26 protein-coding genes are annotated in these 25,556 nt (G+C 70.7%); 5 read left to right on the top strand and 21 right to left on the bottom strand.

What is annotated here, in order from left to right; all coding sequences use genetic code 11:
* Window positions 1–28: 28 nt before the first annotated feature.
* From ACZ6N8_RS24160 to ACZ6N8_RS24175, 4 genes are all read right to left on the bottom strand, one after another.
* Window positions 29–670 (bottom strand): hypothetical protein, encoded by a 642-nt coding sequence (locus tag ACZ6N8_RS24160; RefSeq protein ID WP_466012811.1) that lies wholly within the window; start codon window positions 668–670, stop codon window positions 29–31.
* 611 nt (window positions 671–1,281) lie between these two features.
* Window positions 1,282–1,623 (bottom strand): hypothetical protein, encoded by a 342-nt coding sequence (locus tag ACZ6N8_RS24165; RefSeq protein ID WP_466012812.1) that lies wholly within the window; start codon window positions 1,621–1,623, stop codon window positions 1,282–1,284.
* Window positions 1,624–1,645: 22 nt separating this feature from the next.
* The gene (locus ACZ6N8_RS24170) at window positions 1,646–1,837 is read right to left on the bottom strand and encodes a hypothetical protein (protein WP_466012813.1); all 192 of its coding nucleotides are present in this window, start codon (window positions 1,835–1,837) and stop codon (window positions 1,646–1,648) included.
* A 63-nt stretch (window positions 1,838–1,900) separates the two neighbouring features.
* On the bottom strand, window positions 1,901–2,227 hold the full coding sequence (locus ACZ6N8_RS24175) for an NUDIX domain-containing protein (protein ID WP_466012898.1): 327 nt from the start codon (window positions 2,225–2,227) through the stop codon (window positions 1,901–1,903).
* Between the two features lie 200 nt (window positions 2,228–2,427).
* On the opposite strand from ACZ6N8_RS24175, the gene ACZ6N8_RS24180 reads away from it, so the two are divergent.
* Window positions 2,428–2,658: a tyrosine-type recombinase/integrase gene (locus tag ACZ6N8_RS24180; RefSeq protein ID WP_466012814.1), complete on the top strand. Its 231-nt coding sequence runs from the start codon at window positions 2,428–2,430 to the stop codon at window positions 2,656–2,658.
* A 58-nt stretch (window positions 2,659–2,716) separates the two neighbouring features.
* Here the strand turns inward: ACZ6N8_RS24180 and metH are convergent, their stop codons facing one another.
* A complete protein-coding gene (gene metH, locus ACZ6N8_RS24185; RefSeq protein WP_466012899.1) occupies window positions 2,717–6,217 on the bottom strand; it encodes a methionine synthase in 3,501 nt (1,166 codons plus the stop codon).
* 277 nt (window positions 6,218–6,494) lie between these two features.
* Here metH and ACZ6N8_RS24190 point away from each other — a divergent pair, with 277 nt between their 5' ends.
* Both ACZ6N8_RS24190 and ACZ6N8_RS24195 read left to right on the top strand, forming a co-directional pair.
* Window positions 6,495–7,364, top strand: a complete 870-nt coding sequence (locus tag ACZ6N8_RS24190) for a PAC2 family protein (protein WP_139586737.1) — start codon at window positions 6,495–6,497, stop codon at window positions 7,362–7,364.
* Between the two features lie 124 nt (window positions 7,365–7,488).
* Window positions 7,489–8,280 carry a GntR family transcriptional regulator gene (locus ACZ6N8_RS24195; RefSeq protein WP_466012815.1) on the top strand — a complete coding sequence of 264 codons (792 nt, stop codon included), beginning with the start codon at window positions 7,489–7,491 and terminating at the stop codon, window positions 8,278–8,280.
* Between the two features lie 326 nt (window positions 8,281–8,606).
* Here ACZ6N8_RS24195 and mshC read toward each other — a convergent pair whose 3' ends face one another.
* From mshC to ACZ6N8_RS24275, 16 genes are all read right to left on the bottom strand, one after another.
* Entirely contained in the window at window positions 8,607–9,845 is a 1,239-nt protein-coding gene (gene mshC / locus ACZ6N8_RS24200) for a cysteine--1-D-myo-inosityl 2-amino-2-deoxy-alpha-D-glucopyranoside ligase (protein WP_466012816.1), read from the bottom strand.
* A 67-nt stretch (window positions 9,846–9,912) separates the two neighbouring features.
* Window positions 9,913–10,731 (bottom strand): SCO1664 family protein, encoded by an 819-nt coding sequence (locus tag ACZ6N8_RS24205; protein WP_466012817.1) that lies wholly within the window; start codon window positions 10,729–10,731, stop codon window positions 9,913–9,915.
* The gene (locus tag ACZ6N8_RS24210; RefSeq protein WP_030332806.1) at window positions 10,728–11,309 is read right to left on the bottom strand and encodes a DUF3090 domain-containing protein; all 582 of its coding nucleotides are present in this window, start codon (window positions 11,307–11,309) and stop codon (window positions 10,728–10,730) included. Before ACZ6N8_RS24210 ends, ACZ6N8_RS24205 begins: the two co-directional genes overlap by 4 nt.
* Window positions 11,310–11,451: 142 nt before the next feature.
* Window positions 11,452–12,156: an MSMEG_4193 family putative phosphomutase gene (locus ACZ6N8_RS24215; protein WP_466012818.1), complete on the bottom strand. Its 705-nt coding sequence runs from the start codon at window positions 12,154–12,156 to the stop codon at window positions 11,452–11,454.
* 66 nt (window positions 12,157–12,222) lie between these two features.
* Window positions 12,223–13,902, bottom strand: a complete 1,680-nt coding sequence (locus ACZ6N8_RS24220) for an ammonium transporter (RefSeq protein ID WP_466012819.1) — start codon at window positions 13,900–13,902, stop codon at window positions 12,223–12,225.
* Between the two features lie 27 nt (window positions 13,903–13,929).
* Window positions 13,930–14,955 carry an urea transporter gene (yut, locus tag ACZ6N8_RS24225; RefSeq protein ID WP_466012820.1) on the bottom strand — a complete coding sequence of 342 codons (1,026 nt, stop codon included), beginning with the start codon at window positions 14,953–14,955 and terminating at the stop codon, window positions 13,930–13,932.
* An 18-nt stretch (window positions 14,956–14,973) separates the two neighbouring features.
* On the bottom strand, window positions 14,974–15,891 hold the full coding sequence (locus tag ACZ6N8_RS24230; RefSeq protein WP_466012821.1) for an urease accessory protein UreD: 918 nt from the start codon (window positions 15,889–15,891) through the stop codon (window positions 14,974–14,976).
* Window positions 15,888–16,517, bottom strand: a complete 630-nt coding sequence (gene ureG / locus ACZ6N8_RS24235; protein WP_238672176.1) for an urease accessory protein UreG — start codon at window positions 16,515–16,517, stop codon at window positions 15,888–15,890. The genes ACZ6N8_RS24230 and ureG overlap by 4 nt, the downstream gene beginning before the upstream one ends.
* A 43-nt stretch (window positions 16,518–16,560) precedes the next feature.
* The gene (locus ACZ6N8_RS24240) at window positions 16,561–17,238 is read right to left on the bottom strand and encodes an urease accessory protein UreF (protein ID WP_466012822.1); all 678 of its coding nucleotides are present in this window, start codon (window positions 17,236–17,238) and stop codon (window positions 16,561–16,563) included.
* A 22-nt stretch (window positions 17,239–17,260) separates the two neighbouring features.
* Window positions 17,261–17,824, bottom strand: a complete 564-nt coding sequence (locus ACZ6N8_RS24245) for an urease accessory protein UreE (RefSeq protein ID WP_051708532.1) — start codon at window positions 17,822–17,824, stop codon at window positions 17,261–17,263.
* A gap of 60 nt (window positions 17,825–17,884) precedes the next feature.
* Window positions 17,885–19,603 carry an urease subunit alpha gene (locus ACZ6N8_RS24250; protein ID WP_466012823.1) on the bottom strand — a complete coding sequence of 573 codons (1,719 nt, stop codon included), beginning with the start codon at window positions 19,601–19,603 and terminating at the stop codon, window positions 17,885–17,887.
* A gap of 46 nt (window positions 19,604–19,649) precedes the next feature.
* Complete coding sequence (locus tag ACZ6N8_RS24255; RefSeq protein WP_466012824.1) at window positions 19,650–20,111, bottom strand: urease subunit beta; 462 nt, start codon at window positions 20,109–20,111, stop codon at window positions 19,650–19,652.
* Between the two features lie 10 nt (window positions 20,112–20,121).
* Complete coding sequence (locus ACZ6N8_RS24260; RefSeq protein ID WP_357990089.1) at window positions 20,122–20,424, bottom strand: urease subunit gamma; 303 nt, start codon at window positions 20,422–20,424, stop codon at window positions 20,122–20,124.
* Between the two features lie 177 nt (window positions 20,425–20,601).
* Window positions 20,602–22,071, bottom strand: coding sequence for a sugar porter family MFS transporter (locus ACZ6N8_RS24265; RefSeq protein WP_466012825.1), 1,470 nt, complete (start codon window positions 22,069–22,071; stop codon window positions 20,602–20,604).
* Window positions 22,072–22,217: 146 nt separating this feature from the next.
* Window positions 22,218–23,054 carry an undecaprenyl-diphosphate phosphatase gene (locus ACZ6N8_RS24270; protein ID WP_466012826.1) on the bottom strand — a complete coding sequence of 279 codons (837 nt, stop codon included), beginning with the start codon at window positions 23,052–23,054 and terminating at the stop codon, window positions 22,218–22,220.
* A complete protein-coding gene (locus ACZ6N8_RS24275; protein WP_357990094.1) occupies window positions 23,051–24,103 on the bottom strand; it encodes an LLM class F420-dependent oxidoreductase in 1,053 nt (350 codons plus the stop codon). Before ACZ6N8_RS24275 ends, ACZ6N8_RS24270 begins: the two co-directional genes overlap by 4 nt.
* Window positions 24,104–24,289: 186 nt before the next feature.
* Here ACZ6N8_RS24275 and ACZ6N8_RS24280 point away from each other — a divergent pair, with 186 nt between their 5' ends.
* Both ACZ6N8_RS24280 and ACZ6N8_RS24285 read left to right on the top strand, forming a co-directional pair.
* On the top strand, window positions 24,290–25,261 hold the full coding sequence (locus ACZ6N8_RS24280; protein WP_357990096.1) for an aldo/keto reductase: 972 nt from the start codon (window positions 24,290–24,292) through the stop codon (window positions 25,259–25,261).
* A gap of 72 nt (window positions 25,262–25,333) precedes the next feature.
* Complete coding sequence (locus ACZ6N8_RS24285) at window positions 25,334–25,525, top strand: DUF5703 family protein (RefSeq protein ID WP_053655860.1); 192 nt, start codon at window positions 25,334–25,336, stop codon at window positions 25,523–25,525.
* Window positions 25,526–25,556 lie beyond the last annotated feature (31 nt).

Consider the following 25,556-nt stretch of genomic DNA (forward strand, 5'->3'; position numbering starts at 1 on the left):
GCGGTCATCGCCGAACTCGGGCTCGTTACTAACGGATCAGATCGTGGGCCCGCGCGAGGTCGTCACCCCAGGGCACGGTGTGGTCACGCTCGAACGCCCGATACAGCCGGTCGCGGACCGTCTCTCGGCGCAGCCAGGCGGCCAGCGTGGTCACTCCCCGATCCGCGAAGTTGAGTGCGTTCACCGCGTCGGCCAGGTGGCGATCCGCCGCCGAGTTGAGCGTGAGGTCCCAGATGTCGAGGAATCGCGTGACGCTCTCGCCGCCCGTGCCGACCGCGTCGAGGAAGGTGGCCGGGTCGAGGAACGACCCGACCTGTGACGGGTACGTCCCGAGCAAGGAGCGCCACACCGCATCGAGGTAGCCGTCAATGGCCTCCTGCTCGGCTTCGGGCCAGGTGCGCCACTCTTCGCGAGGCAGCTTGCCCAGGACGACCGCCGGTTCGAGTTCCGTTGAGGTGACCATGCGCTCCAGCAGCAGGGGCAACAGACTCTTCAGATCGTCCCGGTTGCCGACCGTGTTGCCGAGGCTGATGGTCAAAGAGAACAGGTTGTGGTCGGCGACCCGCACCTGCCCCCGGCAGTGCGGGCAGCCATCGAGCACCGCCCTCCCCGGGTACCGGACGAACGCCTCCCGGAGTCGCGCCACCGCCGACATCACTTCGCTGTCCACCGGGCGATCCTCGCATCCCGCACCGGCACGGATCTGCTACCTCCTCTTTGCCCTCAAGGAACGACCACCGGTCTACGAGCTGCGCTGGCTGCCAGGGTGAGCTGGTCCGAGCGGTCAGACACCGTCCGTACTGATGGAGATCTGCTTGAATCCTCCTCATGAGTTGGCGGCTTCTGGCGTGGCGCGCGTTCGTCGTGGCCGCCTGGAGCAGTTGGCTCGTCTGGGGTGTCGCCATCTGGCAGGACTGGGACAACCACCTTCTCTTCGGGACCATCGCCTCAGGCGCGCTCGCCCTGATGAGCACTCTTGCTCTTCGCCGTGCGAAGAGACGTTCCTGCCAGAACGCTGGCGAAACGATCCCGCAGAGCGCACAAGGGCAACGCCCTAGCGGGCCTCCCCCAGGCAACCATCACGGTGTCTCCACCCGAAGCGCGTCCGGCGGCACGTCACCACCGTGCCGGCAGGGCAACACTTGATCAGTGCGGCCGTCAACCTGTCCGTGGGCAAATCACGCGGCGGGGACGCCCCTTTTCCGTCACCCCGCCGGGTCGGCGGACCCGGCGGCGGTGGCATCACTCAATCAACGACCGACCATGTGACGCGACGACACGTCACGAGAAACGAGGAAGCCGAACCGCCTTGTCCACCGTCCGGCAGAGGCCACGGTAGAACTCGACCATCTCCTCGCCTGTCGGCTCCTGCTCCTGCGTCTCCTCCAGGGCCCTGCGGGCGCCCACGGACAGCGCACATACGAGCCGCTTGGCAGCCTCCGGATCTTCGATCTTCCGGATGTCCAGATATCCCATTGCCCGGCCGGGGCTGAGCCACTCGTCGAACTCGTCGACTGCGGCCACGTCGGCGGGGACCAGCCTCATGACGTGCGACAGCACCCTGCCCTGGATCCACCACTCCAGGTCGTCGTCGAACAGCACCGCCAACACCAGGACCCCCATGCCGAGCAACAGAACTGGAACATCAGAAGCCGATGCGGATGACGTCCTTCCGCCCCGAGGCGTCGGCTCTCTTCGCCATCACGATCCGCCACTCCATCGGATAGCCCGTCATGTCGACGACCGTGAAGTTGTTTCCCTTGGTGAGGTGGTGGTCGAATGACGCGAGCCACCACGCCACAGCTGGCAGCGCACCAAGCACGACGATGGCGATCACCCATGAAGCATGATCGGTTGATCGCATAACCGGAAGCACCACGGCTCACCTTGCGTGAAATCTTCACACGTCGGCTCCAAGCTGCCACTCCTCGGTACCCCTACAGACTTGCCACCGCAGCTCGCCATCCCGCATGCCGCCGACCCGCCCTCCTGGGGAGCGGGCCGCCGCCCGGTCCGGCACGTCAACCGGACCTTGACGGCTCGTACGGGCGCTGGTGGTCTGGCGGTGGTGCCCGGGTCGGTGGCAGGCGGGATGGCTCCTTCCGCAACCACTCACGGACCGCGACCGGAGGCCCAGTTCCTCGTAGACCTCTCTCGCACAGGCCTGTAGCGGGCTCTCGCCCTGCTCGACGTACCCGCCTGGGACATCCTGCGAGTCGTCCGTCAGGTCAAGCTCGTGCGCGGCGCGCTCATCTTCGCCCCGCCCAAAGGCGGCAAGACCCGTGAGGTTCCCCTCCCCGCCTCAGTAGCTCGCCGCCCGGGCGACCACGCCAAGCAGTACGCGCCCGTAGAGGTCACCCTGCCCTGGGGAACGCTGACCGGCGAACCCACGACCGTCACGCTCTACCTGACCACCGCCGCAACGGCATGCACGTCCTGCGGCGCACCTATGCCTCGGTCCTCCTGGACGCCGGGGAGAGCATCAAGGCCCCGGCGACCTACATCGGCCACGCCGACCCCGGGTTCACCCTGCGGACCTACACGCATCTCCTACCGACCAGCGAGGACCGAACGCGCCGAGCCATCGACACCGCGTTCGGCGAGGACCAGGCCGCCAAGGACGGCCCGGAAGCCGTTGACGGCCTGGAGACGGCATGATCATGGTTCAACGGCTTTCCGGACGGCCTCAGGCGCAGGTCAGGGCACCTGCGCCGGTTTACTTGGCGTTGAAGTAGCTGGCCTCCGGGTGGTGAACGACTATCGCGTCGGTGGCCTGCTCCGGCATGAGCTGGAACTCCTCGGACAGCTCGACCCCGATCCGCTCCGAGCCGAGCAGGTCCACGATCTTCGCCCGGTCCTCCAGGTCGGGGCAGGCCGGGTAGCCGAACGCGTACCGGCAGCCCCGGTAGTCGTTGCGCAGCAGGCCGGCCAGGTCCGTCGGGTCGTCGTGGCCCAGCGGACGACCGTCGGGCAGGGTCAGCTCGGCGCGGATGCGCCGGTGCCAGTACTCGGCCAGCGCCTCGGTGAGCTGCACGGACAGGCCGTGCACCTCCAGGTAGTCGCGGTACTCGTTGCGGGCGAACAGCTTCGCCGCGTACTCGCTGACCGGCTGGCCGACGGTGACCAGTTGCAACGCGACCACGTCGAGCTGGTCGCCCTTGGGCTTGAAGAAGTCCGCGAGGCAGAGCCGCCGCTCCTGGCGCTGGCGGGGGAACGAGAACCGGGCGCGCTCCGCGTGCCCGTTCTCGTCGAGCACCACCAGGTCGTTGCCTTCGGAGTACGCGGGGAAGTAGCCGTACACCACTGCCGCCTCCAGGACCTGGTCGGCGATCAGCCGGTCCAGCCAGTACCGCAGGCGCGGGCGGCCCTCGGTCTCCACCAGTTCGTCGTACGACGGGCCGTTGCCGCCCCGCACGCCGTTGAGCCCCCACTGGCCGCGGAAGGTGGCCCGCTCGTCGAGCAGCGCCGCGTAGTCGGCCATCGGCACGCCCTTGACCACGCGGGTGCCGAAGAACGGCGGGGTGGGCACCGCCACGTCCACCGCCACGTCGGAGCGCACCGACGAGTCGTGCAGCTCCGGCAGCGACTCGGTGACCATGGACCGCTGCCGCTCCCGGCGGGCCCGCCGGGCCGCGAGGGCCGCCTCGCGCTCCGAGTCGATCACCGGCGCGCCGCCACGCTTGGCGGTCATCACCTTGTCCATCAGGGACAGCCCTTCGAACGCGTCCCGCGCGTAGTGCACCTGCCCCGGGAACATCGACCGCAGGTCGTCCTCGACGTACGCGCGGGTCAGCGCCGCCCCACCCAGCAGGACGGGCCACCGCTCGGCGACGCCGCGCGTGGCCATCTCGGCCAGGTTCTCCTTCATGATGACTGTGCTCTTGACCAGCAGCCCGGACATGCCGATCGCGTCGGCGCGGTGCTGCTCGGCGGCGTCGAGGATGGCGCCGATCGGCTGCTTGATGCCGATGTTCACGACCTCGTAGCCGTTGTTGGACAGGATGATGTCGACCAGGTTCTTGCCGATGTCGTGCACGTCGCCGCGCACGGTGGCCAGCACGATACGGCCCTTGCCGCCGTCCTCGCTGGTCTCCATGTGCGGCTCCAGGTACGCCACAGCGGTCTTCATCACCTCGGCGGACTGGAGCACGAACGGCAGCTGCATCTGGCCGGAGCCGAACAGCTCCCCGACGACCTTCATGCCGTCCAGCAGGATGTCATTGATGATCGACAGCGGGGTCCGGCCGCCGGCCATCGCCTCGTCCAGGTCGGCCTCCAGGCCGTTACGCTCACCGTCGATGATCCGCCGCTTGAGCCGCTCGTCCAGCGGCAGCGCCGCCAACTCCTGGGCCCGGCTGGCCCGGGCACTTGTCACGTCGACGCCCTCGAACAGCTCCAGGAACCGCTGCACCGGGTCGTACCCCTCGCGGCGCCTGTCGTAGACCAGGTCGAGGGCGACCTCGCGCTGCTCGTCGGGAATCTTCGACATCGGCAGGATCTTGCTGGCGTGCACGATCGCGGAGGTCAGACCGGCCTGCACGCACTCGTGCAGGAACACCGAGTTGAGCACCTGCCGGGCCGCCGGGTTGAGGCCGAACGAGATGTTCGAGATGCCGAGCGTGAAGTTGACCCCCGGGTAGCGGCTGGCGATCTCCCGGATCGCCTCGATGGTCTCCAGGCCGTCGCGGCGGGTCTCCTCCTGTCCGGTGGCGATCGGGAACGTCAACGCGTCGATGAGGATTTCCGCGCGGTCCATCCCCCACCGGCCGGTCAGGTCGTCGATCAGGCGGGCCGCGACCCGGACCTTCCACTCCCGGGTACGCGCCTGCCCCTCCTCGTCGATGAGCAGCGCCACCACCGCCGCGCCGTGCTCCCGGACGACAGGCATCACCCGGGCGTAGCGGGAGTCGGGGCCGTCGCCGTCCTCGAAGTTCACCGAGTTGACCACGCACCGGCCGCCGAGCATCTCCAGGCCGGCCTCGACGACCGCCGGCTCGGTGGAGTCCAACATGATCGGCAACGTCGACGCGGTGGCGAACCGGCCGGCCAGCTCCCGCATGTCCTGCGTGCCGTCGCGGCCCACGTAGTCCACGCACAGGTCCAGCAGGTGCGAACCGTCGCGGGCCTGACTGCGGGCGATCTCCACGCAGGCCCGCCAGTCGGCGGCGAGCATCGCCTCGCGGAACGCCTTGGAACCGTTGGCGTTGGTGCGCTCACCCACCATCAGCACCGACGCGTCCTGCGCGAACGGCACCGGGTGGTACACCGACGAGACACCCGCCTCGTGCCGGGGCTCGCGCGCCGGGGCGACGGCGCCGTGCAGCCGCTCGGCCAGCACCCTGATGTGCTCCGGGGTGGTGCCGCAGCAGCCGCCGACCAGCCCCACCCCGTACTCGGTGACGAAGCGCTCCAGGGCCTCGGCCAGCTCCACGGGAGTCAGCGGGAAGTACGCCCCGTCGGCCGTCAGCACCGGCAGGCCGGCGTTCGGCATCACCGACAACGGGACGCGGGAGTGCTGCGACAGGTAGCGCAGGTGCTCGCTCATCTCCGCCGGGCCGGTGGAGCAGTTGAGCCCGATGAGGTCCACGCCGAGCGGCTCGATGGCCGCGAGGGCCGCGCCGATCTCGCTTCCCACCAGCATGGTGCCTGTGGTCTCCATCGCCACATGGCAGATGATCGGCACCTGCTGGCCCAGCTCGGTCATCGCCCGCTTCGACCCGACCACGGCCGCCTTGACCTGGAGCAGATCCTGGGAGGTCTCGATGATCAGGGCGTCCGCGCCGCCGACGATCAGACCGGCGGCGTTCTCCTGGTACGCGTCGCGCAGGGTCGCGTAGTCGGCATGCCCGAGGGTGGGCAGCTTCGTGCCCGGCCCGATCGAGCCCAGCACGAACCGGGGCCGCTGCGCGGTGCTCGCCGCGTCGGCGGCCTCCCGGGCGATGCGGGCGCCCGCCTCGGACAACTCACGGATGCGGTGCGGGATGTCGTACTCGCCGAGATTGGCCAGGTTGGCGCCGAAGGTGTTGGTCTCCACGCAGTCCGCGCCCGCGGCCAGGTAGGCGTCGTGCACCCCGCGCACCACGTCCGGACGGGTGACGTTGAGGACCTCGACGCAGCCCTCGAGGCCGTCGAAGTCGTCGAGGGTGAGGTCCGCAGCGTGCAACATCGTGCCCATCGCCCCGTCGGCGATGAGGATCCGGTCGGCCAGCGCATCCATCAACGAGTTCCGCACCCGTTCAGGTTAGTGCGGCACCCGTCGGGCCCAGCGACCCTCGGCACCCGATCCCATATTGTGTCAGCGGGATCACGCTGTCCGGTTCGTCGGTGTATGACCGGTTGCCGGCGGTCCCGACCGGCGCGGCCGACGGGCCGGGCACCCGCTCGGCACGTAGGCTGGCGGACGTGAAGGACAACAGGGACGCCGCTGTGCACCACGGCCCGACGACCGGGCGTGGTCCCGGGGACGGCCGCGACGAGCAGGGTGAGGTGACGGCGTGACCGAGTTCGACGGACTGCCGGTGCTGCGGTCCCCGGTGGCCATCGCCGCGTTCGAGGGGTGGAACGACGCCGCCGACGCGTCCACGGCGGCCGTCGAGCACCTGGAGCAGGTGTGGCAGGCCCGGCAGATCACCGAACTGGATCCGGAGGAGTTCTACGACTTCCAGGTCAGCCGACCCACCATCACCATGGCCGACGGGGAGACCCGCCGGGTGGAGTGGCCGACGACCCGGTTCATGGTGGCCAGCCCGGAGGGCACCGAACGGGACGTGGTGCTGATCCGGGGCATCGAGCCGAGCATGCGCTGGCGCACATTCTGCGAGCAGGTACTGGAGATCTGCCACAGCCTCGAGGTCGAACGGGTGGTGCTGCTCGGCGCGTTGCTGGCCGACGTGCCGTACACCCGGCCGTTGCCGATCAGCGGCAGCGCGTCCGACGCGCAGGCCGCCGAGCGCTACCAGCTCACCCCCACCCGCTACGACGGGCCGACAGGCATCGTCGGGGTGCTGCACGACGCGTGCACCCGCGCCGAGGTGGACGCCGTCTCGTTCTGGGTGCACGTGCCGCACTACGCCAACAACCCGCCCTGCCCGAAGGCCACCCTCGCCCTGCTGCACCGCGTCGAGGAGGTCGTCGACCTGCCGGTGCCGATGGCCGACCTGGCCGAGGAGTCCGCCGAGTGGGAGCAGCGCGTGCGCAGCGCCGCCGAGCAGGACGCCGAGCTGGGCGAGTACGTGCGCGAGCTGGAGGAACGGGTCGGCGACGAGGGCATCACCCCGTTGACAGGTGACGAGATCGCCCAGGAGTTCGAGAAGTACCTGCGCCGCCGGGGCGGTTCGGCGGGCCCCACCGCCGGCTCCTGGTAGCACTGATTCGCCTGCGGGCCCCTGGACCTTTCTGGTTCGGGGGCCCCGTTTTTCGCGTGTCGCGGTGGCGCCGTCACACCCTCTACGGCATCCTAGGAACCTAGATGTGATCAAGGAGGCGGGTGTGCAGATCAACCCCGGCGCTGCCGAGTTCCCCCACCGGCAGATCGCCGCGCAGCTCAAGGCCCAGGTCCGCCGCGGTGACTGGGGACCCGGCGAACGGCTCCCCTCCATCCCGGCCATCGCCGAGATGTTCGGCGTCGCCAAGCAGACCGTGCAACGCGCCGTCGACCAACTGCGGGTCGAGGGCATCCTGATCACCAAACCCGGCTCCGGTACGTACGTCCGGGGCACCCGGCGCCGACTCAACCGCCTCTCCCGGGGCCGGTACGGCGGCTTCCGCGGCTACCACACCGACCTGGCCGCCCGGTACCGCCAACAGCTCGTCTCGGTCGGCCGCTCCCCCGCACCCGCCGAGGTCGCCGACGCGTTCGGGGTGCCCGACGGCACCGACCTGCTCTGCCGCCGGCACCTCGTGCGCACCGACGACTCCCCCGTCGAGGTGGGCGCGTCCTGGTTCCTGCCCCGCGCCACCGCCGGCACCTCGCTGGAGCGCGCCGAGGCGTTCGGCCGGCCCCTCTACCAGGAGGCCGAGGAGGCCACCGGCCGGCGGTACGTCTCGGCCACCGACACGATCAGCGCCCGACAGCCCAGCCGGGAGGAGGCCGAAACCCTCCAGATCCGGCCCGACACCCCGGTGCTGCACCTGCTGCACGTCGCGTACGACGAGCACCGCAAGCCGATCGAGGTCGCCCAGGCCACCTGGCCCGGCCCCATGACCACCCTCACCGAGGAGTACAAGATCCCCGGACCGACCCCCGACCCGGAACCCGACCCCGGCCTGGTCCTGGGCTGACCCGTCCCTCGGTCAACGGGCTGCGCAGCAGACCGGCAGCGAGGAGCGGGTTGGTGGCTGCGCCCTGTCGAGCTGCCCCACGTTCGGGGCAGGGCTGCCCGGACGATCGGGTCCGCGGCCACCCGAAGATGATCCGGGACGGCTCGACCGCAGACCGCATCAGCACCTGGGCCCGCCCCCACCGCCCCACATCCGGGGCAGCTCGACAGGGCACAGTACAGCCACGCCGACCCGGTCGGGGAAGTTCCCCGCGCCACGCGCCGCAGAATTGCGGCCACGGGCCGGGCCGGCGGGCCGCGAGCACCGCCGAGGCCGGGGCGCGGGGGTCAGAGGCGGATGCCCAGGAGGGCGTCGACCGTGTTCGCGAAGAGGGCGGGGGCTTCGGGGTCGTCGGTGGCGCCGGCCAGGGTGGCGTCGGCCCAGCGGTCGGCCGCCGCCAGGGCGCCCGGGGTGTCCAGGTCGTCGGCCAGTCGTTCGCGTACCCCGGCAAGTAGCGCTGCCCCGGACGGCCCGGCGGGCGCGGCGGCGGCCCGCCGCCAGCGGTCCAGCCGCTCCCGCGCGGCGGTGAGCAGCTCGTCGGTCCACGTGCGGTCGCTGCGGTAGTGCCCCGACATCAGCGCCAGGCGGATCGCCATCGGGTCGACCCGGTCCGCGCGCAGCCGGGAGACGAAGACCAGGTTGCCGCGGGACTTGGACATCTTCTCGCCGTCCAGGCCGATCATCCCGGCGTGCACGTAGTGCTCGGCGAACGGCGCCTGACCGGTCAACCGCTCGGCGTGCGCCGCGGACGCCTCGTGGTGCGGGAACAGCAGGTCGTTGCCGCCGCCCTGCACGTCGATCCGGTCGCCGAGCAGGTTCAGGGCGATCACCGCGCACTCGATGTGCCAGCCGGGGCGGCCCTCACCCAGCTCCCCGCCCGGCCAGGACGGCTCGCCCTCGCGGGCGCCACGCCACAGCAGCGGGTCCAGCGGGTCACGCTTGCCGGCCCGGTCCGGGTCGCCACCGCGCTCCGGGAAGATCTCCAGCATCTGCTCGCGGGTCAGGTTGGACTCGTAGCCGTACCTGCCGGTGGCGGAGATGTCGAAGTAGACGTCGCCGGTGCCGTCGTCGAGGCGGTACGCGGCGCCATCCTTGAGCAGCATCTCGACCTTGTCGACGATGTCCGGGATCGACTCCACCGCGCCCACGTAATGCTCCGGCGGGATGATCCGCAGCGCCTCCATGTCCTCCCGGAACAGCGCCGTCTCCCGCATCGCCAGGACCACCCAGTCCTCGCCGTCGCGGGCGGCGCGCTCCAGCAGCGGGTCGTCGATGTCGGTGACGTTCTGCACGTAGCGCACCGGACGGCCGGCGTCGCGCCACATCCGCTGCACCAGATCGAACGTGATCATGGTGGCGGCGTGGCCGAGGTGGGTGGCGTCGTACGGGGTGATGCCGCAGACGTACATGCTGCCCGCGTCGGCCGGCACACTCGGCTCGACCGTCTGCCGCGCCGAGTCGTACAACGCCAACGGCTCGCCCCTGCCCGGCAGCCGTGGCACCTCATGTCCCGCCCAAGACTCCATGGCCTCAGCCTAGCCAGCCCCACGACGACCCCGGGTCGCCGCACGGGTGATCAAGATGACAGCGGTGTCACATCGGGGGCCAGGGGATCGCCGGCCAGTCCTCCGGCGGCTGCGGGAAGCGACAGGTGTCGCGCAGGTTGTCCACGCGGGCGGCCAGCTCGGCGACCTCGCTGATCGTCAGGTGATCGGCCAGCTCCGCGCCGAGCGCCCCGGACAACTGCCCGGCGAGCCCGTCGAGCATCTCCACGGCGTCCGGCGGCAACTGCCTGCCGGCCCAGCCCCAGAGCACCGTGCGCAGCTTGTCCTCCACGTGGAAGCACACCCCGTGGTCCACGCCGTAGATCCGGTCGTCGTTGCCGACGAGCACGTGGCCGCCCTTGCGGTCCGCGTTGTTGATCACCGCGTCGAGGACGGCGAGGCGGGCCAGCCGTGGGTCGTCGGCGTGGGCGAGGGCGTACTCGGCGCCGTCGTCGTCCCGTGCCGCGGCGATCGGGAACCAGCGCGGCGGCAGCTCGCCGGCGGGCAGGAAACCGACGAGCGGCTCCGCGTCCTGCGGCTCGTCGATCCACAGCTGGCAGGAGCCGGGGCCGAACGGGCCGTCGCGCAGCACGGTCGGCGGCACTAGATCCCAGCCGGTGGCCCGGGAGACCAGGTACGCCGACACCTCCCGACCGGCGAGGGTGCCGTCGGGAAAGTCCCACAGCGGGCGCTCCCCGCGCACCGGCTTGTAGACGCAGCGGGCCGTGGCGCCGTCGAGCGTCAGGATGCCGCGCAACGTCGTGTTCGACGCGTCGACCAGCCGACCCTCCAGGTCGAGCACGCCGTCCCGCAGCAGCCGCAGCGCGGCGTCGCCGTCCTGGCGAGGCTGGAGGCCGGACGAGGTCACCGGTGGTAACCGTTGTGCCGCGGGCAGAGGTGCCCGGCGGGATCCAACGGCTGGCCGCACAGCGGGCACGGCGGCCGGCCCGCATTCACCACGCGTCGCGCCCGCTCGATGAACTGGCGGGTCGCCTGCGGGGTGAGTCGGACCCGGAGCCGGTCAAGGTCCTCGTCCGGCTCGTCGTCGTCCTCGTCGTCCTCGTCGTCGTCCTCGTCGCCCAGCTCGACCTCGGGCTCGACCTCGCCCGCCGCGATCGCCTCGATCACCACTGTCGCGGTGTCGACGTCGAAGGCCAGCCCGAGCGTCCCGACCCGGAACTCCTCGTCGACCGGAGTGTCCAGCGGCTCGTTGTCGCCGATCACCGGCGCCAGCTCGGGCAGGTCCACCCCGAAGCGACGCTGCGCCTCGGTGAGCAGCTCCTCCAGCTTCTCGGCGAGCAGGGAAACCTGGACCTTCTCCAGCGCGACGCTGACCAGCCTGCCGCCGCCGCGGGCCTGGAGGAAGAACGTGCGCTCCCCCGGCGGCCCGACGGTCCCGGCGACGAACCGCTCCGGCGGTTCGAAGGCGTGCACCTGGTGGGTCATACCCACGACCCTATCCGGCCCGCCAGGGCGCCGCGCACCCCACCGACCCGAATCGCCGCGGGGGCGGCGCGCCCGGCGTACCAGGGGTCGCGGCCGGGCGTGGCGGCGACCGGGGAGCTGCGGCGAGGCGTCGTGACGCGGCTCACCGGGACGCACCTGCCCCGCCGCCGACGGAGGCGTCCGAGTCGGCGCCGCGGGCCGCCCGCCGGCGCCGCTTGCGCGGCGGCGGCACCAGAGCGGCCAGGTCGCCGCCCGTGTCGTTGAGCCGGACCAGGAACGGCCGCAGCGGCGTGAACCGGATCGCGGTCACCGACGCCGGGTCGGCCACGATCCGCTGGAAAAGATCCAGGTGTACGCCGAGCGCGTCCGCCACGATCGCCTTGATCACGTCGCCGTGGCTGCACGCCAGCCAGACCGCCTCGGGCCCGTGCTCGGCGCTGACCCGGGCGTCCCACGAGCGCACCGCGGCCACGGCACGTGCCGCCATCGCCGCCATCGCCTCGCCGTCGGGGAACACCGCCGCGCTCGGGTGCTGCTGGACCACCGGCCAGAGCGGCTCCTTGGCCAGCTTCTTGAGCGGCTGCCCCTCCCAGGTGCCGTAGCCGCACTCGATCAGCCCCTCCTCCACCACCGGGGTGGCCTGCGGGAGGGCCAGCTCCAGCGTCTGCCGGCAGCGGATCAGCGGGCTGGTCACCACCGCCGCGAGCGGCACCGCCCGCAGGCGCTCGCCCACGGCGGTCGCCTGGGCGCGGCCCGTGTCGTCCAGCTCGACGGGCTGACGGCCGGCCAGCCCACCGTCGGCGTTCGCGGTGGTCCGGCCGTGTCGCAGAAGCAGAAGGGTCGCCACGGGATCACCCTATGACCTGCCCCCGACCACGGGTCCCGCCGGCAGGCGCGAACCTCGCGCGGCAGGTCACCTGACGTCCGTGGCGGGCTGAACGTCCTGCACGAAGCTGTCCGAGCGGTCGGCGCCGTACCCGTCCAGCACGTCGAGCACCGCGGGCACCGCCCCCTGGCGTACGACCACCTCGATCCGGGCGCGGTCCAGCAGGTCCTGGTCCTGCCAGTAGCCCCGGGGCAGCGCCCGGGCCGCCGGCTCGGCGGTGGAGACGGTGGCGTCGAAGACGACGATGGAGGTGGCGCCCGCGCCGAGCAGGGCCTCGCGCAGCTCCCGGGTGGTCGGCAGCCGCGCCGGGTCCACCGTGGCGGTGACCAGCCGGGCCGGCGGAGCCGGCTGGCCGGGAGGGTTGGTCCCGGCGGGTCGGGGGGCGGGGCGGTCGCCGCCGGTCCGGCGGCGGCGTTCGGGCGCGCCGGTGCCGTTGAGGGCCGCGACGCCGCCCAGGTGGTACGCGTCGGCGCCCTGCTGGGCGTGGTCGAGGTCGTCCTGCGTGTCGGCGGAGGCGCGGAGCCCGAGGACCGCCTGCACGGCGACGGCGATCAGCCAGCTGAGCACGAACGAGAAGGCCACCACGACCACCACGCCGACGATCTGGTGCCACAGCAGCGATCCGCCGCCGCCGAAGAAGAGCCCGTCCTTGCCGAGCGGATTGGTGCCGCTGTTGCCGAAGAACCCGACCAGCAGCGAGCCGAGCATGCCGCCGACGAAGTGCACGGCGAGGACGTCGAGCGCGTCGTCGAGGCGCAGCAGGTACTTCAGGCGCAGGGCGGTGTGGCAGACGATGCCGGCGATCGCGCCGATGGCGATGGCGGAGAGCGTGTTGACGTACCCGGCGGCCGGGGTGACCGTCGCGAGGCCGGCGACGGCGCCGGAGACGCCGCCCACGACGGTGCTGTGGCCGTCCTTCGCCCGCTCGGCGACGAGCCAGACGAGCATGCCGGCGGCCGCCGCGAGGTGTGTGTTGATCACCGCCTGGGCGGCGATGCCGTTGGCCTGGAGCCCGTCGCCGCCGTTGAAGCCGAACCACCCGAACCAGAGGATGCCCGCCCCGAGGATGGTCAGCGGGATGGAGTTGGGCGGAGCGGCGGTGTGCGGCCAGCCCCGGCGACGGCCGACGACGAGCAGGACGGCGAGGACGGCGGCGCCCGCCGAGGCGTGCACCACCATGCCGCCGGCCCAGTCCTGGGTGCCGAAGCGGGCCAGCCAGCCGTCCGGGTGCCAGAGCCAGTGGGCGATCGGCGCGTAGACCACGATTGACCACACGGCCAGGAACACCACCCAGCCGAGGAACTTCAGCCGGCCGGCCGTGGCGCCGGTGACAAGCGCGGGCGTGATCACCGCGAACATCATCTGGTACGCCACGAACGCCAGGGTGGGAACTGTCACCTGGCCGGCGACGACGTGCAGGTGCGGCGCGGGCGGCACCCCGAGGTTGGTGAGCCCGAAGAGTTCGAAGTTGCCGAGCAGGCCGCTGCCGGCGTCGTCGCCGAAGGCGATGGTGTAGCCCACCAGCACCCAGGTCAGGCTCACGACGCCCAACGCGATCATGTTCTGCTGGAGCATGGCGAGCACGTTGCGGGTCCGGACCATCCCGCCGTAGAAGGCGGCCAGGCCCGGGGTCATGAACAGCACCAGGCCGGTGCAGACGAGCACCCAGGCGGTGTCGCCGGAGTTGACCGCTTGCTGAGCGAGCATGGGGACTCACCTCTTTCGTCGGTACGGTCAGACGGAGTGCTTCACCGTCGAGACGACGGTCTCCCTGGCGCGTTCGTGGTTGGGTATCGGCGCGAAGTGCCGTTTGGGCAGCAGCAGCAGCCAGGTGGCGAGGTTGAACGGTCCGGTCAGGACGGGGATGGCCAGCGGGGTGAGCACGGTGGCCAGGGCCATCTGCACGAACAGCGTCAGGGCGATGCCGAAGAGGGTGTAGAGGGTCACCAGCGCGCCGGGGCGGTGCAGCACCGCGCCCACCGCGATCGCCGTCAACACCGCGTTGAAGCCGAACAGGCCCTTGTCCAGCGAGGCCGCGTCGGCGCCGAACCAGAGCGCCAGCAGGGTCGCCACGACGCTGCCGAGCACCGCGAAGAGCGCCGACCAGCGGGAGTTGACAAGCAGCGCGACCAGGAGGATCAACCCGGTGACCCAGCTGTCGATGAGGTAGACCTGGGACACCCCGCGCAGGAAGGTGGGGATGAGGTCCCAGTCGAAGCGGCCACCGGTCAGCTGCCCCTCGCCGGGAAACATCGGCTTGAGGTTGGTCAGTACCGTGAAGCGGTCGAACTGGTACGCGGCCAGCAGCAGCACCCAGGTGGTCAGCACGAACGGCATGGTGAACGCGGTCAGCCCCCAGGTCTTGAAGATCGCGTTCAGGGCCAGGGTGACGATTGTCGTGCCGATCGCGCCGAGCACCAGGTAGAGCCACATCAGCGGCCGGTCGTCGAGGAACGTCGGCACGGCGAGGCCGGTCAGGAACGGGCTGAAGCCGAACAGCCCCTTGCGCAGGGAGCCCTCGTCCACCCGCAGGGCGAGCGCCGTGGCGGTGCCGACGACGAGGCCGACGACCCCTCCCCCGACGATCCGTGGCTGCCCGTTCTCGAACGCCCCCCAGGCGACCGCGACGAGAACCAGCAGGCCGGTGAGCGGGTTGTTCTGCAGCAGAACCTGCGCCGGCCCGCGCAGGCAGGCGTCGACGAACCCGACCAACGGGTTGCCGTCAGCGAGCCGGTCCCACCTGTGCGCCACTGCGGTCACGGACTTCTCCTCGCCACGTCAACGCCAGCTGAACGCCGGCGGGAAGGTCCGGCCGGTCACCTCTTCCCGGGCGGCCACGCAGAAGGCGCGTACCGCGGCGCGGACCGGCTCGGTCTCCTGACCCAGGACCTTGAAGATGAGCCCGGCGTCGTTCGGCAGTCGGCTGACGGCGCTGGCCAGGGGGGTCTGCTCGTCCCAGACCGGCGTCGAGGTCCGGTCGAAGACCCGTGCCGCCCGTTCGGGGCTGGTGAGCAGCACGACGTTTCCGAAGATGTGGAAGCGGTCCATGACCCCGACCCTCGCCACGCCGAACCGTCCGGGGGTCACCACGAACTTCTCCACGAACAACGCCCGGCCGTCCGGGCGTTCGGCCCGCAGGGAGCAGGAGAAGAGGTCGTACGCGAAGAGTTCGCCGTCGCGGTAGTACTTGCGGCCGGGTTGCAGCACCTCGCCGTAGAGCATGGTGGCGCTCTCCGGCAGGCGTACCCGGCTGTCGGTGACGAACCGGCTGGCCCGGTAGGGGATCATCGGCTCCGGGAGGAACTCGAGGTAGGCGTCCTCGCCCAGGGTGAACTGCTGGACCTGTGTCCCGTAGTTCGCGTCCATCTCCTGGATCTTGGTCGCGGCCTGGGTGGTCAGGTGCGCCTGACTGCCGGCCGCCAGGGTGACGTCCATCAGCAGGCGGTCCCCCTGCAGGACGCCCCCGGAGGTGGTGAGGATCATGACGCAGGGCAGCTGCGGCATCTCCTCGTCCCAGTAGAGCGCGCGCTGCACCAGCAGCGGCGACTGCCGGTAGAGGTCGTGCAGGATCGTGCGGTCCCCGCGCCGCTCGAACCCGAGGCGCAGGATGCCGACCTTGCCGTTGGAGGCGGCGGGTAGCTGCGCCGGTTGGTCCTGGTACGGCGCCAGCTCCCGGGCACTGTCCAGTGAGATCATGCGACCACTTCGGCGTCGAAGAGCGCGTTGCGGCGGACCAGCGAGACCAGCTCGTCGATGCCCTCACCCGTCTTGCAGTTCGTGAACACGACAGGCTTGCCGTTGCGCATCAGCTCCGCGTCGCGGGCCATGACGTCGAGGTCGGCGTCCACGTAGGGCGCCAGGTCGGTCTTGTTGATCACGAGGATGTCGGACTTGGAGATCCCCGGCCCGTTCTTACGCGGGATCTTGTCGCCGGCGGCGACGTCGATGACGTAGATGAAGAAGTCCACCAGGGCGGGGCTGAAGGTCAGGGTGAGGTTGTCGCCGCCGCTCTCGATCAGCACCACGTCGCTGTCCGGGAACTTGGACTCCATGTCCTCCACGGCGGCGAGGTTCATGCTCGGGTCCTCCCGCACGGCCGTGTGCGGGCAGGCCCCGGTCTCCACCCCGATGATCCGCTCCTCGACCAGGACCCCGGTCAGCGCCCGCCGGACGTGCTTGGCGTCCTCAGTGGTCACCACGTCGTTCGTGATCACCAGTATGCGCAGTCCGTTCTCCACGAGCCGTGGCACGACAGCCTCGATGATCGCGGTCTTGCCGCTGCCCACCGGGCCGCCCACTCCGATACGACTTGCCGACTTCATGCGGTGCCTGTCCTTCCTGGGTACGTTTATGCGGGATGCGGATTCAGCTCATGAACATCCGCACGTGCACGTGCTGGTGCGCGGCGGCGAGCACATCGGCGTGCGGTCCGAAGGTCTGCATGTCGTCGAGGCTCGCGGTGCGCACCTCGCGGTAGTCGTCGGCGACCCGCTCGTTGACCGCGAAGAGGATCGACTGCGCGTCGAGGTGGTCCACGGGCATCAGCCGGATCGCCGCGCTGAGCACCGTCGACGCCGCGCCGTACTGGTGGGCCGCGAACGCGTCCTGCTCGTCGACACCGAGGTCGGCGAAGACCACGCCGAGCGCGACCGGGTAGGTGACAGGCACGCCGCTGGCCGACTCGTCGATCCGCTTGCGGAGCAGCGTCTCCCCGACGATCCGGGTCGCCGCCTCGGCCAGCTTGCGTCCCATCCGGACCGACATGGTGCGCATCTCTTCGTTGATCTTGCGCAGGTGCACTGCCTCGTCGGCCTGCCGGATGCGGTCGAGGTCGCCGGTGCGGGCAGCCCGGTGACCGGCGAGCACTGCCACCCCGTCCCCCGTGGCGGCGAGCCGGGTGACCGTCCGCACGAAGTCCTGCAGGGTGGTCCGGTCGTGCACGACGCCATGCTGGACGGCCATCTCCAGCCCGTTGGAGAACGAGAAGGCACCGACCGGGAAGACCGAGTCCCCGAACTGCAGGAGCTTCAGGGTCTCCGCCATCGTGCGCACCGTCCCGGCCCTCTCAGTTGAGGTCGGCGGGGAGGTGGGAGTGCGGCGTCGAGTCGGCGCCACCGAACAGCCGCCGCGACTCGTGCGGAGCGAGGTACGCGATGATCTCGGTACCGGGGACGAACTCGTGGGTGATCCCGCTGAACGCGTGGGTCCGCATCACCGAGTCCATGACCTTGCGGTCCACGGTCAGCGGGACGTACATCCGGGTGCCCTTGACCACCGCCGGCCAGTGCTGGTTGCCGATCGCGTGACCGAGTTCGACGGCCGAGCGGATCAGCAGCTCGGCCGACTCGCCGCGCAACTGGTCGAGGTGGACCACCATCACCTCGCCCAGCTGGACGCGGGCCACCACGGCGGTGGCGGTCAGGTCGTCCCAGGCCAGGATGTCGCCGTCGCGCAGCCGGACGCCCCGGGCCAGCGCCACGGACAGCTCCGCCCCGGAGCTGGTCATCTTGCGGATCCGGCTCTTCTGGGCGTCCCACTGGTCCAGGACCAGGTCGTCGATGCGCGCTTCCTTCAGCCGGAGCGTCCAGTCCGGCTCGTTCATGTTGCCCAGCACCGATTCGACGAGCACGGGCGTCTCCTTTCCGTGGGTGCGCCGGAGCCGCGCACGGCGGCGCGGGCGTCCGGGGGGTCAGCTGAAGAAGTAGAGCTGGCTCAGGGGCAGGTTCCGGGCCGGCGGTACTGTCGCGTGCACGCCGTCCATCTTCACGGCGAAGGTCTCCGGATCGACTTCGAGCTTGGGAAGCCGGCCGTTGCGGACCATGTCCCGCTTGGTGAGCCCCCGGGTCCGGTACACAGGCATGACCTGCCGTTGCAGGCCGAGTTCCTCGGCGATGCCTGCTTCGTGCGCGGCCCGGGACACGAAGGTCACGCAGGTCTTGCCGAGCTGGCTGCCGTACGCGGCGAACGACGGCCGGTAGTAGACGGGCTGCGGCGTCGGCAGTGAGGCGTTCGGGTCGCCCATGATCGACCAGGCGATCATGCCACCCTTGAGGACCAGCTTCGGCTTCGTGCCGAAGAACGCCGGCTCCCAGAGCACGAGGTCGGCCATCTTGCCGGGTGTGACGGAGCCCAGCACGTGCGAGATCCCCTGGGTGATCGCCGGGTTGATGGTCATCTTGGCCACGTACCGCAGCACCCGGAAGTTGTCGTTGGCGCTGGAGTCCTCGGCGAGCTTGCCGCGGGCGGTCTTCATCTGCCCGGCAAGCTGGATGGTCCGCAACCAGGTCTCACCCACGCGGCCCATGGCCTGCGAGTCGCTCTGCATCATCGAGATGACGCCCTCGTCGAGCAGGACGTCCTCGGCCGCGATTGTCTCGGTCCGGATCCGGCTCTCCACGAAGGCCACGTCCGACGGGACCTGCGGGTTGAAGTTGTGGCAGACCATGATCATGTCGTACAGCTCGGACTGGCTGTTGATGCCGTACGGCACCGTCGGTGTGGTCGAGCTCGGCAACACGTTCATCTGACCGGCGACCTTGATGACGTCCGGCGCGTGCCCACCACCGGCGCCCTCGGTGTGGAAGGTGTGAATCGTCCGGCCCTCGAACGCGGCGATGCTGTCCTCCAGGTAGCCGCTCTCGTTGAGGGTGTCGGTGTGGATGCTGACCTGCACGTCGAATTCGTCGGCGACGTCCAGGCAGGCGCGGATCACCGCCGGCGGCGCACCCCAGTCCTCATGGATCTTGAAGCTCGGCGCGCCGGCCATGATCTGTTCCACCAGGGGCGCGCGGCCGGTGCTGTTGCCCTTCGCCATCAGACCGATGTTGATCGGGATGGTCTCGAAGGCCCGCATCATCGCGTGGATGTTCCACGGACCGGGGGTGATGGTGACGCCGTTGGTGCTGTCGGTCGGGCCGGTGCCCCCGCCCCACAGGGTGGTCACCCCGTTGCTCAGGGCGGCGTACGCCTGAAGCGGCGTCACCAGGTGCACATGCGTGTCGATGCCGCCGGCGGTCAGGATGAGGTGCTCGCCGGAGATCGCCTCGGTGCCCGGACCGGTGATCAGCTCGGGGGTGACCCCGTCCATGACGTTCGGGTTGCCCGCCTTGCCGATACCGGCGATCTTGCCGTCCTTGACGCCGACGTCGGCCTTCACCACGCCGAGGGTCGCGTCCAGGATCGTCACGTTGGTGATGACCAGGTCCAGGCCGCCCTGGGCGTTCGTGTACTGGTTGTTGACCCCCATGCCGTCGCGCAGCGTCTTGCCCCCGCCGTACATCACCTCGTCGCCGAGGACCCGGAGATCCTTCTCGATCTCGATGTACAGGTCGGTGTCGCCGAGCCTGATCTGGTCGCCCGTCGTCGGGCCGTACATCCCGGAATACTCTTGCCGCGAAATCTGGCTCATCGAATCATCTCCTGCCCGAGGCTGGCCGCCCTGCGGGATAGTGGATCTACTTCTTCTTGCCCTTGGGGTCGTCCTGCTGGTCCGGGCCGAACTTGAAGCCCCGGGTCCTGGCGTTGTGGATCGCCTCGGTGCGGTCCGGTCGGTAGCTGGGGGTCGACTCGCTGCCGCTCCACCCCTGCACCAGGCCGTTGAACCCGTACACGCGCTGCTGCCCCCCGAAGGGGATGAGCTCCACCGTCTTCTTGTCGCCCGGCTCGAAGCGCATGGACGTGGTCGCCGGGATGTTCAGCCGCCGCCCGAACGCGGCCTCACGGTCGAAGGCGAGCATCCGGTTGGCCTCGAAGAAGTGGAAGTGCGAGCCGATCTGGATCGGTCGGTCACCTGTGTTGTGGACGACGACCTCGGTGACCGGCCGGCCCGCGTTCAGCTCCAGCGGCTGGTCGCTCAGCACGTAGCCGCCGATGGGTCGCACGTGCTTGGAGTTGGGGCCGGGATGTTGGTTGGCCATGTCCTGCTCCCTATCGGATCGGTGAGTGCACGGTGACCAGTCGCGAGCCGTCGGTGAAGACCGCCTCGACCTGGATCATGGGCAGCATGTCCGGCACGCCCGGCATGACGTCGTCGGCGCTGAGGGTGCTGCGGGCGTCGTTCATGACCTCTTCGACGGTCTTGCCCTCGCGGGCGCCCTCCAGGGCGGCGGCGCAGATGACCGCGACTGCCTCGGGGTGATTGAGCTTGATCCCCCTGGCCTTGCGGGCGTTGGCGACCATCGCCATCGAGAGGATCGTCAACTTGTCGAATTCCCGTGGTGTCAGATGCACTGTCCTGGTCCTTCTGCGACGGTCGGTCGGGGGCCGCCATCCCGCCGAGCGGTTTCGCCACACCGGGTGAGCGCTGACACCCAGCCGGGATGAGCTGTTTGTCCAACAGGTCCGTTTTGGGCGGCTTCGGGTCGACCGTACGCCCTGTCCCCTGCGCCACGGGTCAGAAGCCGAGAATCAGCGGGACCCGTCGCCCGCACGGTGCGGACGCCGAGCACCCGCGTCGGTCTGCCACATCCGCTGGATCTCCTCAAGGGTCCTGCCCCTCGTCTCCGGCAGGTACCGCCAGATGAACAGAAGGCCGAGCACACAGGTGCCGGCGAAGAGCGCGAACACGCCCGACCGCCCCACGGCGCTGAGCATGCTCAGGAAGAACTGGGTGATCAGGTACTCCGAACCCCAGTGCGTGGCGGACGCGACCGCCACGCAGCGGCCCCGGATGCGGCCCGGGAAGATCTCGTTGATGACCGTCCAGGCGGTCGGCCCGATGGACATCGCGTAGAACGCCACGAACATGACCACGCCGACCAGCAGGAAGATCCCCGCGTCGGTGGGGTGGTGTCCGGTGGCTCCGGCCGCCTGCACGCCCGGGTCCATCTTCGCGAAGCTGACGCTTACCACCGCGAGCGAGACCGCCATGCCCAGCAACCCGACCAGCAGCAGCGGACGTCGGCCCAGCCGGTCCAGGAAGGCGACCGCGACAAGCGTGAAGAGCGAGTCGACAGCGCCGATCGCCCAGGTGGTCGCGGCCAGCTGGGCCTGCGGGGTGTGGAATCCGGCGGCCGAGAAGATCTCGTCGGCGTAGTAGATGATCCCGTTGATCCCTGTCAGCTGCTGGAACAGGGCCAGCCCCACACCCAGCGCCAACGGACGCCGCCACTCGTGCGAGAGCACCTCGCGCCACCCCGCCTTGCCGGCCGCGAGACTCTCCTGCACGGCGTGCAGCCGCTGGGACACCTTCTGCCGGGGCACGGTCGCCGCGAGCGACGCCTCCGCCCGGCGTCTGTCCCCCCGCTGCACGTACCAGACCGCCGAGTCGGGGATCACGGTGGTGACCAGGGCGAGGGTCACCCCCAGCAGCACCGCCGCCGCGAGCAGGTAACGCCAGGAGTCGCCCGCCTCGAACAGTTCGTCGGCGAGGTAGCCGATGAAGATCGCGAAGGTGGTGGAGAACTGGTAGAGCGCCAGGAGGCTGCCCCTGATGCGCTCCGGCGCGGCCTCCGCCGCGTACATCGGGCCGGCCACCGAGGCCACACCGATGCCCAGGCCCAGGACCAACCGGGCGCCGAACATGACCCCGATCACCGGAGCGGACGCCTGGACGATGGTGCCCACCGCGAACGCCACGGCGGCGACCCACAGCGCTCCCCGGCGGCCGATCCGGTCCGCGAGGTGACCACCGAGCAGCGCGCCCACCAGCGCACCGGGGGTCACCCAACTCGCCGCCACCTCGACGGCGAAGGTGTTCGCGTCGAAGGTCTGCCTGATGTCGCTCAGCGCCCCGCTGATGACGCCCTGGTCGTAGCCGAAGAACGCGCCGGAGAACGCGACGATCGCGAGGACGGCGACGAGGTTGCGCCGCGGCGGCCTGTCCCGCCCGCGCTTCGCGCCGCTGGCGGTCACTGTCGCCCCTTCCCCACGCGTCATGTGCGGGACGTCAACCCCGACAGGGAAAGACTAGGTGCGCTCTGAGGGGGTTTCGACCAGAATGAGACGACGTGGAGGGGACGCCGCAACCACACCGGCCCCCGACCCCCGGGCGGGGATCGGAGGCCGGCGGACGCGCGGGCGGATCAGGTGGCGCTGATCGTGCCCGTCAGCAGCAGGGCGAGGACCAGCGTGCCCAGCGCGACCCGGTACAGCACGAAGACGTACAGGGTGTGGTGGGCGACGTAGCGCAGCAGCCACGCGATGGCCGCGTACCCGATGCCGAAGGCGATCGCCGTCGCCACGATCATCTGCGCCACCGACGGCGCCGACGTGCCCGGGGCGGACGGCTCGAAGACGTCCCCGAGGCTGAACACGCCGGACATCACCACCGCCGGGATGGCCAGCAGGAACGAGTACCGTGCCGCCGCCTCCCGGGTCAGGTTGAGCAGCAGGCCGGCGGTGAGCGTCCCGCCGGAGCGGGACACCCCCGGGATCAGCGCCATGGCCTGGGCGAAACCCATCACCACGCCGTCCTTCATCCGGAAGTTCTCCAACGTACGGGTCTGCCGCCCCCAGTACTCGGCGAACGCCAGCACGAACGCGAACACGATGAGAGTGGTCGCCACCACCCACAGGTTGCGCCCGGCCGTCTTGATCTGGTCCTTGAACACGAAACCGAACAGCCCGATCGGGATCGAGCCGACGATCACGTACCAGCCCATCCGGTAGTCGAGGCTGGAACGGACCGACGCGTCCCGGATGCCGACCAGCCAGGTCCGGGTGATCCGCCAGATGTCCTTGGCGAAGTAGATCAGCACGGCGGCCTCGGTGCCGAGCTGGGTGACCGCGGTGAACGACGCCCCGGCGTCCCGGTCGAAGAAGATCGCCGAGGTGATCCGCAGATGCCCCGACGAGCTGACCGGAAGGAACTCGGTAAGTCCCTGGACGATGCCCAGGACGATGGCCTCGACCCAGGTCACTCGCCGACTCCCGAGAGGTCGAGAGCCTCGGCCACGGTCCGCAGGGTCTGCACACCGCTGTCCCGGTCGGCCACGAACAGGGACACCGACAGCGTGGTGACGCCGGCCGCGGCGTACTCGCGCATCCGCTCGGCGACGCGCTCCTTCGGGCCGAGCAGCGAGGTGCGGTCGATGAACTCCATGGGTACGGCCGCCGCGGCGTCGCGCTGCCGCTTGGCCAGGTACAGGTCCTGCACCTCGCGGGCGGCGTCGCCGTAGCCCATCCGGGTGGCGAGCTGGTTGTAGAAGTTCTGCTGCCGGCTGCCCATCCCACCGACGTAGAGGGCGGCGTACCAGCGGACCAGCTCCGCGCAGGACGCCACGTCGTCGCCGATCACCACGGGCACCGACGGCACCACGTCGAAACCGGCAAGCTCCTTGCCGACCTTCGCGCGCCCGGCGGCGACCGAGGCGAGCTGCTCGTCGGCGAACTCCGGGGCGTAGAACACGGCGAGCCAGCCGTCGGCGATCTCCCCTGCCAGCTCCAGGTTCTTCGGGCCCACCGCGGCCAGGTAGATCGGGATGTGCTCGCGGGGCGGGTGGAAGCCCAGCCGCAGCGCCTTGCCGGGGCCGTCCGGCAGCGGCAACGTGTAGTGCTCGCCGTCGTACGCCACCTCCTTGCGGGCGATGGCGAGCTTGACGATGTCCACGAACTCGCGGGTGCGCCCCAACGGCTTGGCGAAACGCACCCCGTGCCAGCCCTCGGAGACCTGCGGGCCGGACACCCCCAGGCCGAGCCGGAACCGTCCGCCGGAGAGCGCGTCGATGGTGGCCGCTGTCATCGCCGTGGCCGCCGGCGTACGGGCGGGGATCTGCATCACCGCAGCGCCGACGTCGATCCGTTCGGTCTGGCCGGCCATCCAGGCGAGCATGCTCGGCGAGTCGGAGCCGTAGGCCTCCGCCGCCCACACCACCGAATAGCCGAGCCGGTCCGCCTCCTGGGCCAGCGCCAGGTGGTCGGCCGGCGTGCTCCACGCCGTCTGGTATCCGAGGCTGAGCCCTAGTCGCACTGGTCCTCCCCCATCCGTGGCACAGGTCGCACCAGGTTACGCAATGCCGGTAACGGACCCGATCACCGGCTCGACACCTTTGGTCCCCCCTCCATCAGGGCAGCCCAGGACGGCGGAACCGGCAGAACCGGCAGAGATACGGGAGCGAGGATATCGGTGGCGGCAGGTTCGAAATAAGGTTCACCCATGCAACAGCGACCGCTCGGCCGAAGCGGGCTGGCGGTTTCCCGGCTCGCGCTCGGCACCATGACCTGGGGTCGGGACACCGACGCCGACGACGCGGCCGCCCAGCTGAAGAGTTACCTGGACGCGGGCGGCAACCTGATCGACACCGCCGACGTGTACGGCGACGGTGACGCCGAGTCGGTGATCGGCTCCCTGCTGGGCTCCCTCGTGCCCCGCGACGAGCTGTTGATCGCCACCAAGGCCGGGTTGCGCCCGGGCAGCGGCCGGCGCCGGGACGGCTCCCGCGGGCACCTGCTGCGGACCCTGGACGCGTCGCTGCGCCGGCTCGGCACCGACCACGTCGACCTGTTCCAGGTGCACGGGTACGACCCGGACACCCCCCTGGAGGAGACCCTGGCCGCACTGGACCACGCGGTGGCCAGCGGCAAGGTCCGCTACGTCGGGGTGTCGAACTTCTCCGGCTGGCAGACCGCCCGGGCCGCCGCCTGGCAGACCGCCTGGCCCGGCCGGGCGCCAGTGGTGGCCGCCCAGGTGGAGTACTCGCTGCTGGAGCGGGGCGTCGAGCGGGAGGTGCTGCCCGCGTGCGACGCGCTCGGCCTCGGCGTGCTGCCCTGGTCGCCCCTGGGCCGGGGAGTGCTCACCGGCAAGTACCGGCACGGCCGGCCCGCGGACTCGCGGGCCGCCTCGCCGCACTTCGAGCGGTTCGTGGCGACGTACCTGGAGCCGCGCTGCTCCAGCATCGTCGAGGCGGTGGCGACAGCGGCCGGCGGGCTCGGCGTGTCGCCGCTGGAGGTGGCGCTGGCGTGGATCCGGGACCGGCCCGGCGTGACCGCGCCGATCCTCGGCGCCCGGACGGTGGGGCAGCTGCTCGGCGCGCTCCAGGTCGAACGGATCACCCTGCCCGAGGAGATCATCACCGCGTTGGACGACGTCTCCGCCGTCCCGGTGGGCTACCCGGAGCGCGACAGCTGACCCGCCGGTAGCGGCGTCGGTCACCCCGCATAGGGGTGGCGAACGGCCGCTGGGCTGGGCAGCATGGGTGGCATGGACTACGAGTATGCGCCGCTGCGGCTGCCGCCGAACGTCGACCGGTTGACCGCCGCGGCGCAGTTGGCGATCCAGGCGGAGTTCTCCGGATGGGAGTTGGCCCGGGTACGGCTGTTCCGTGACGGCACGCGCCAGGTGGTGCTGCGCCGTCGACGGGTCAACCAGCCGCAGCCGGGCCTGTCGTACTGAGGGGGCCGGCCGCCCGGGGCTCGCGTGAGCC

This window comes from Micromonospora sp. NPDC047521, from assembly GCF_055587305.1.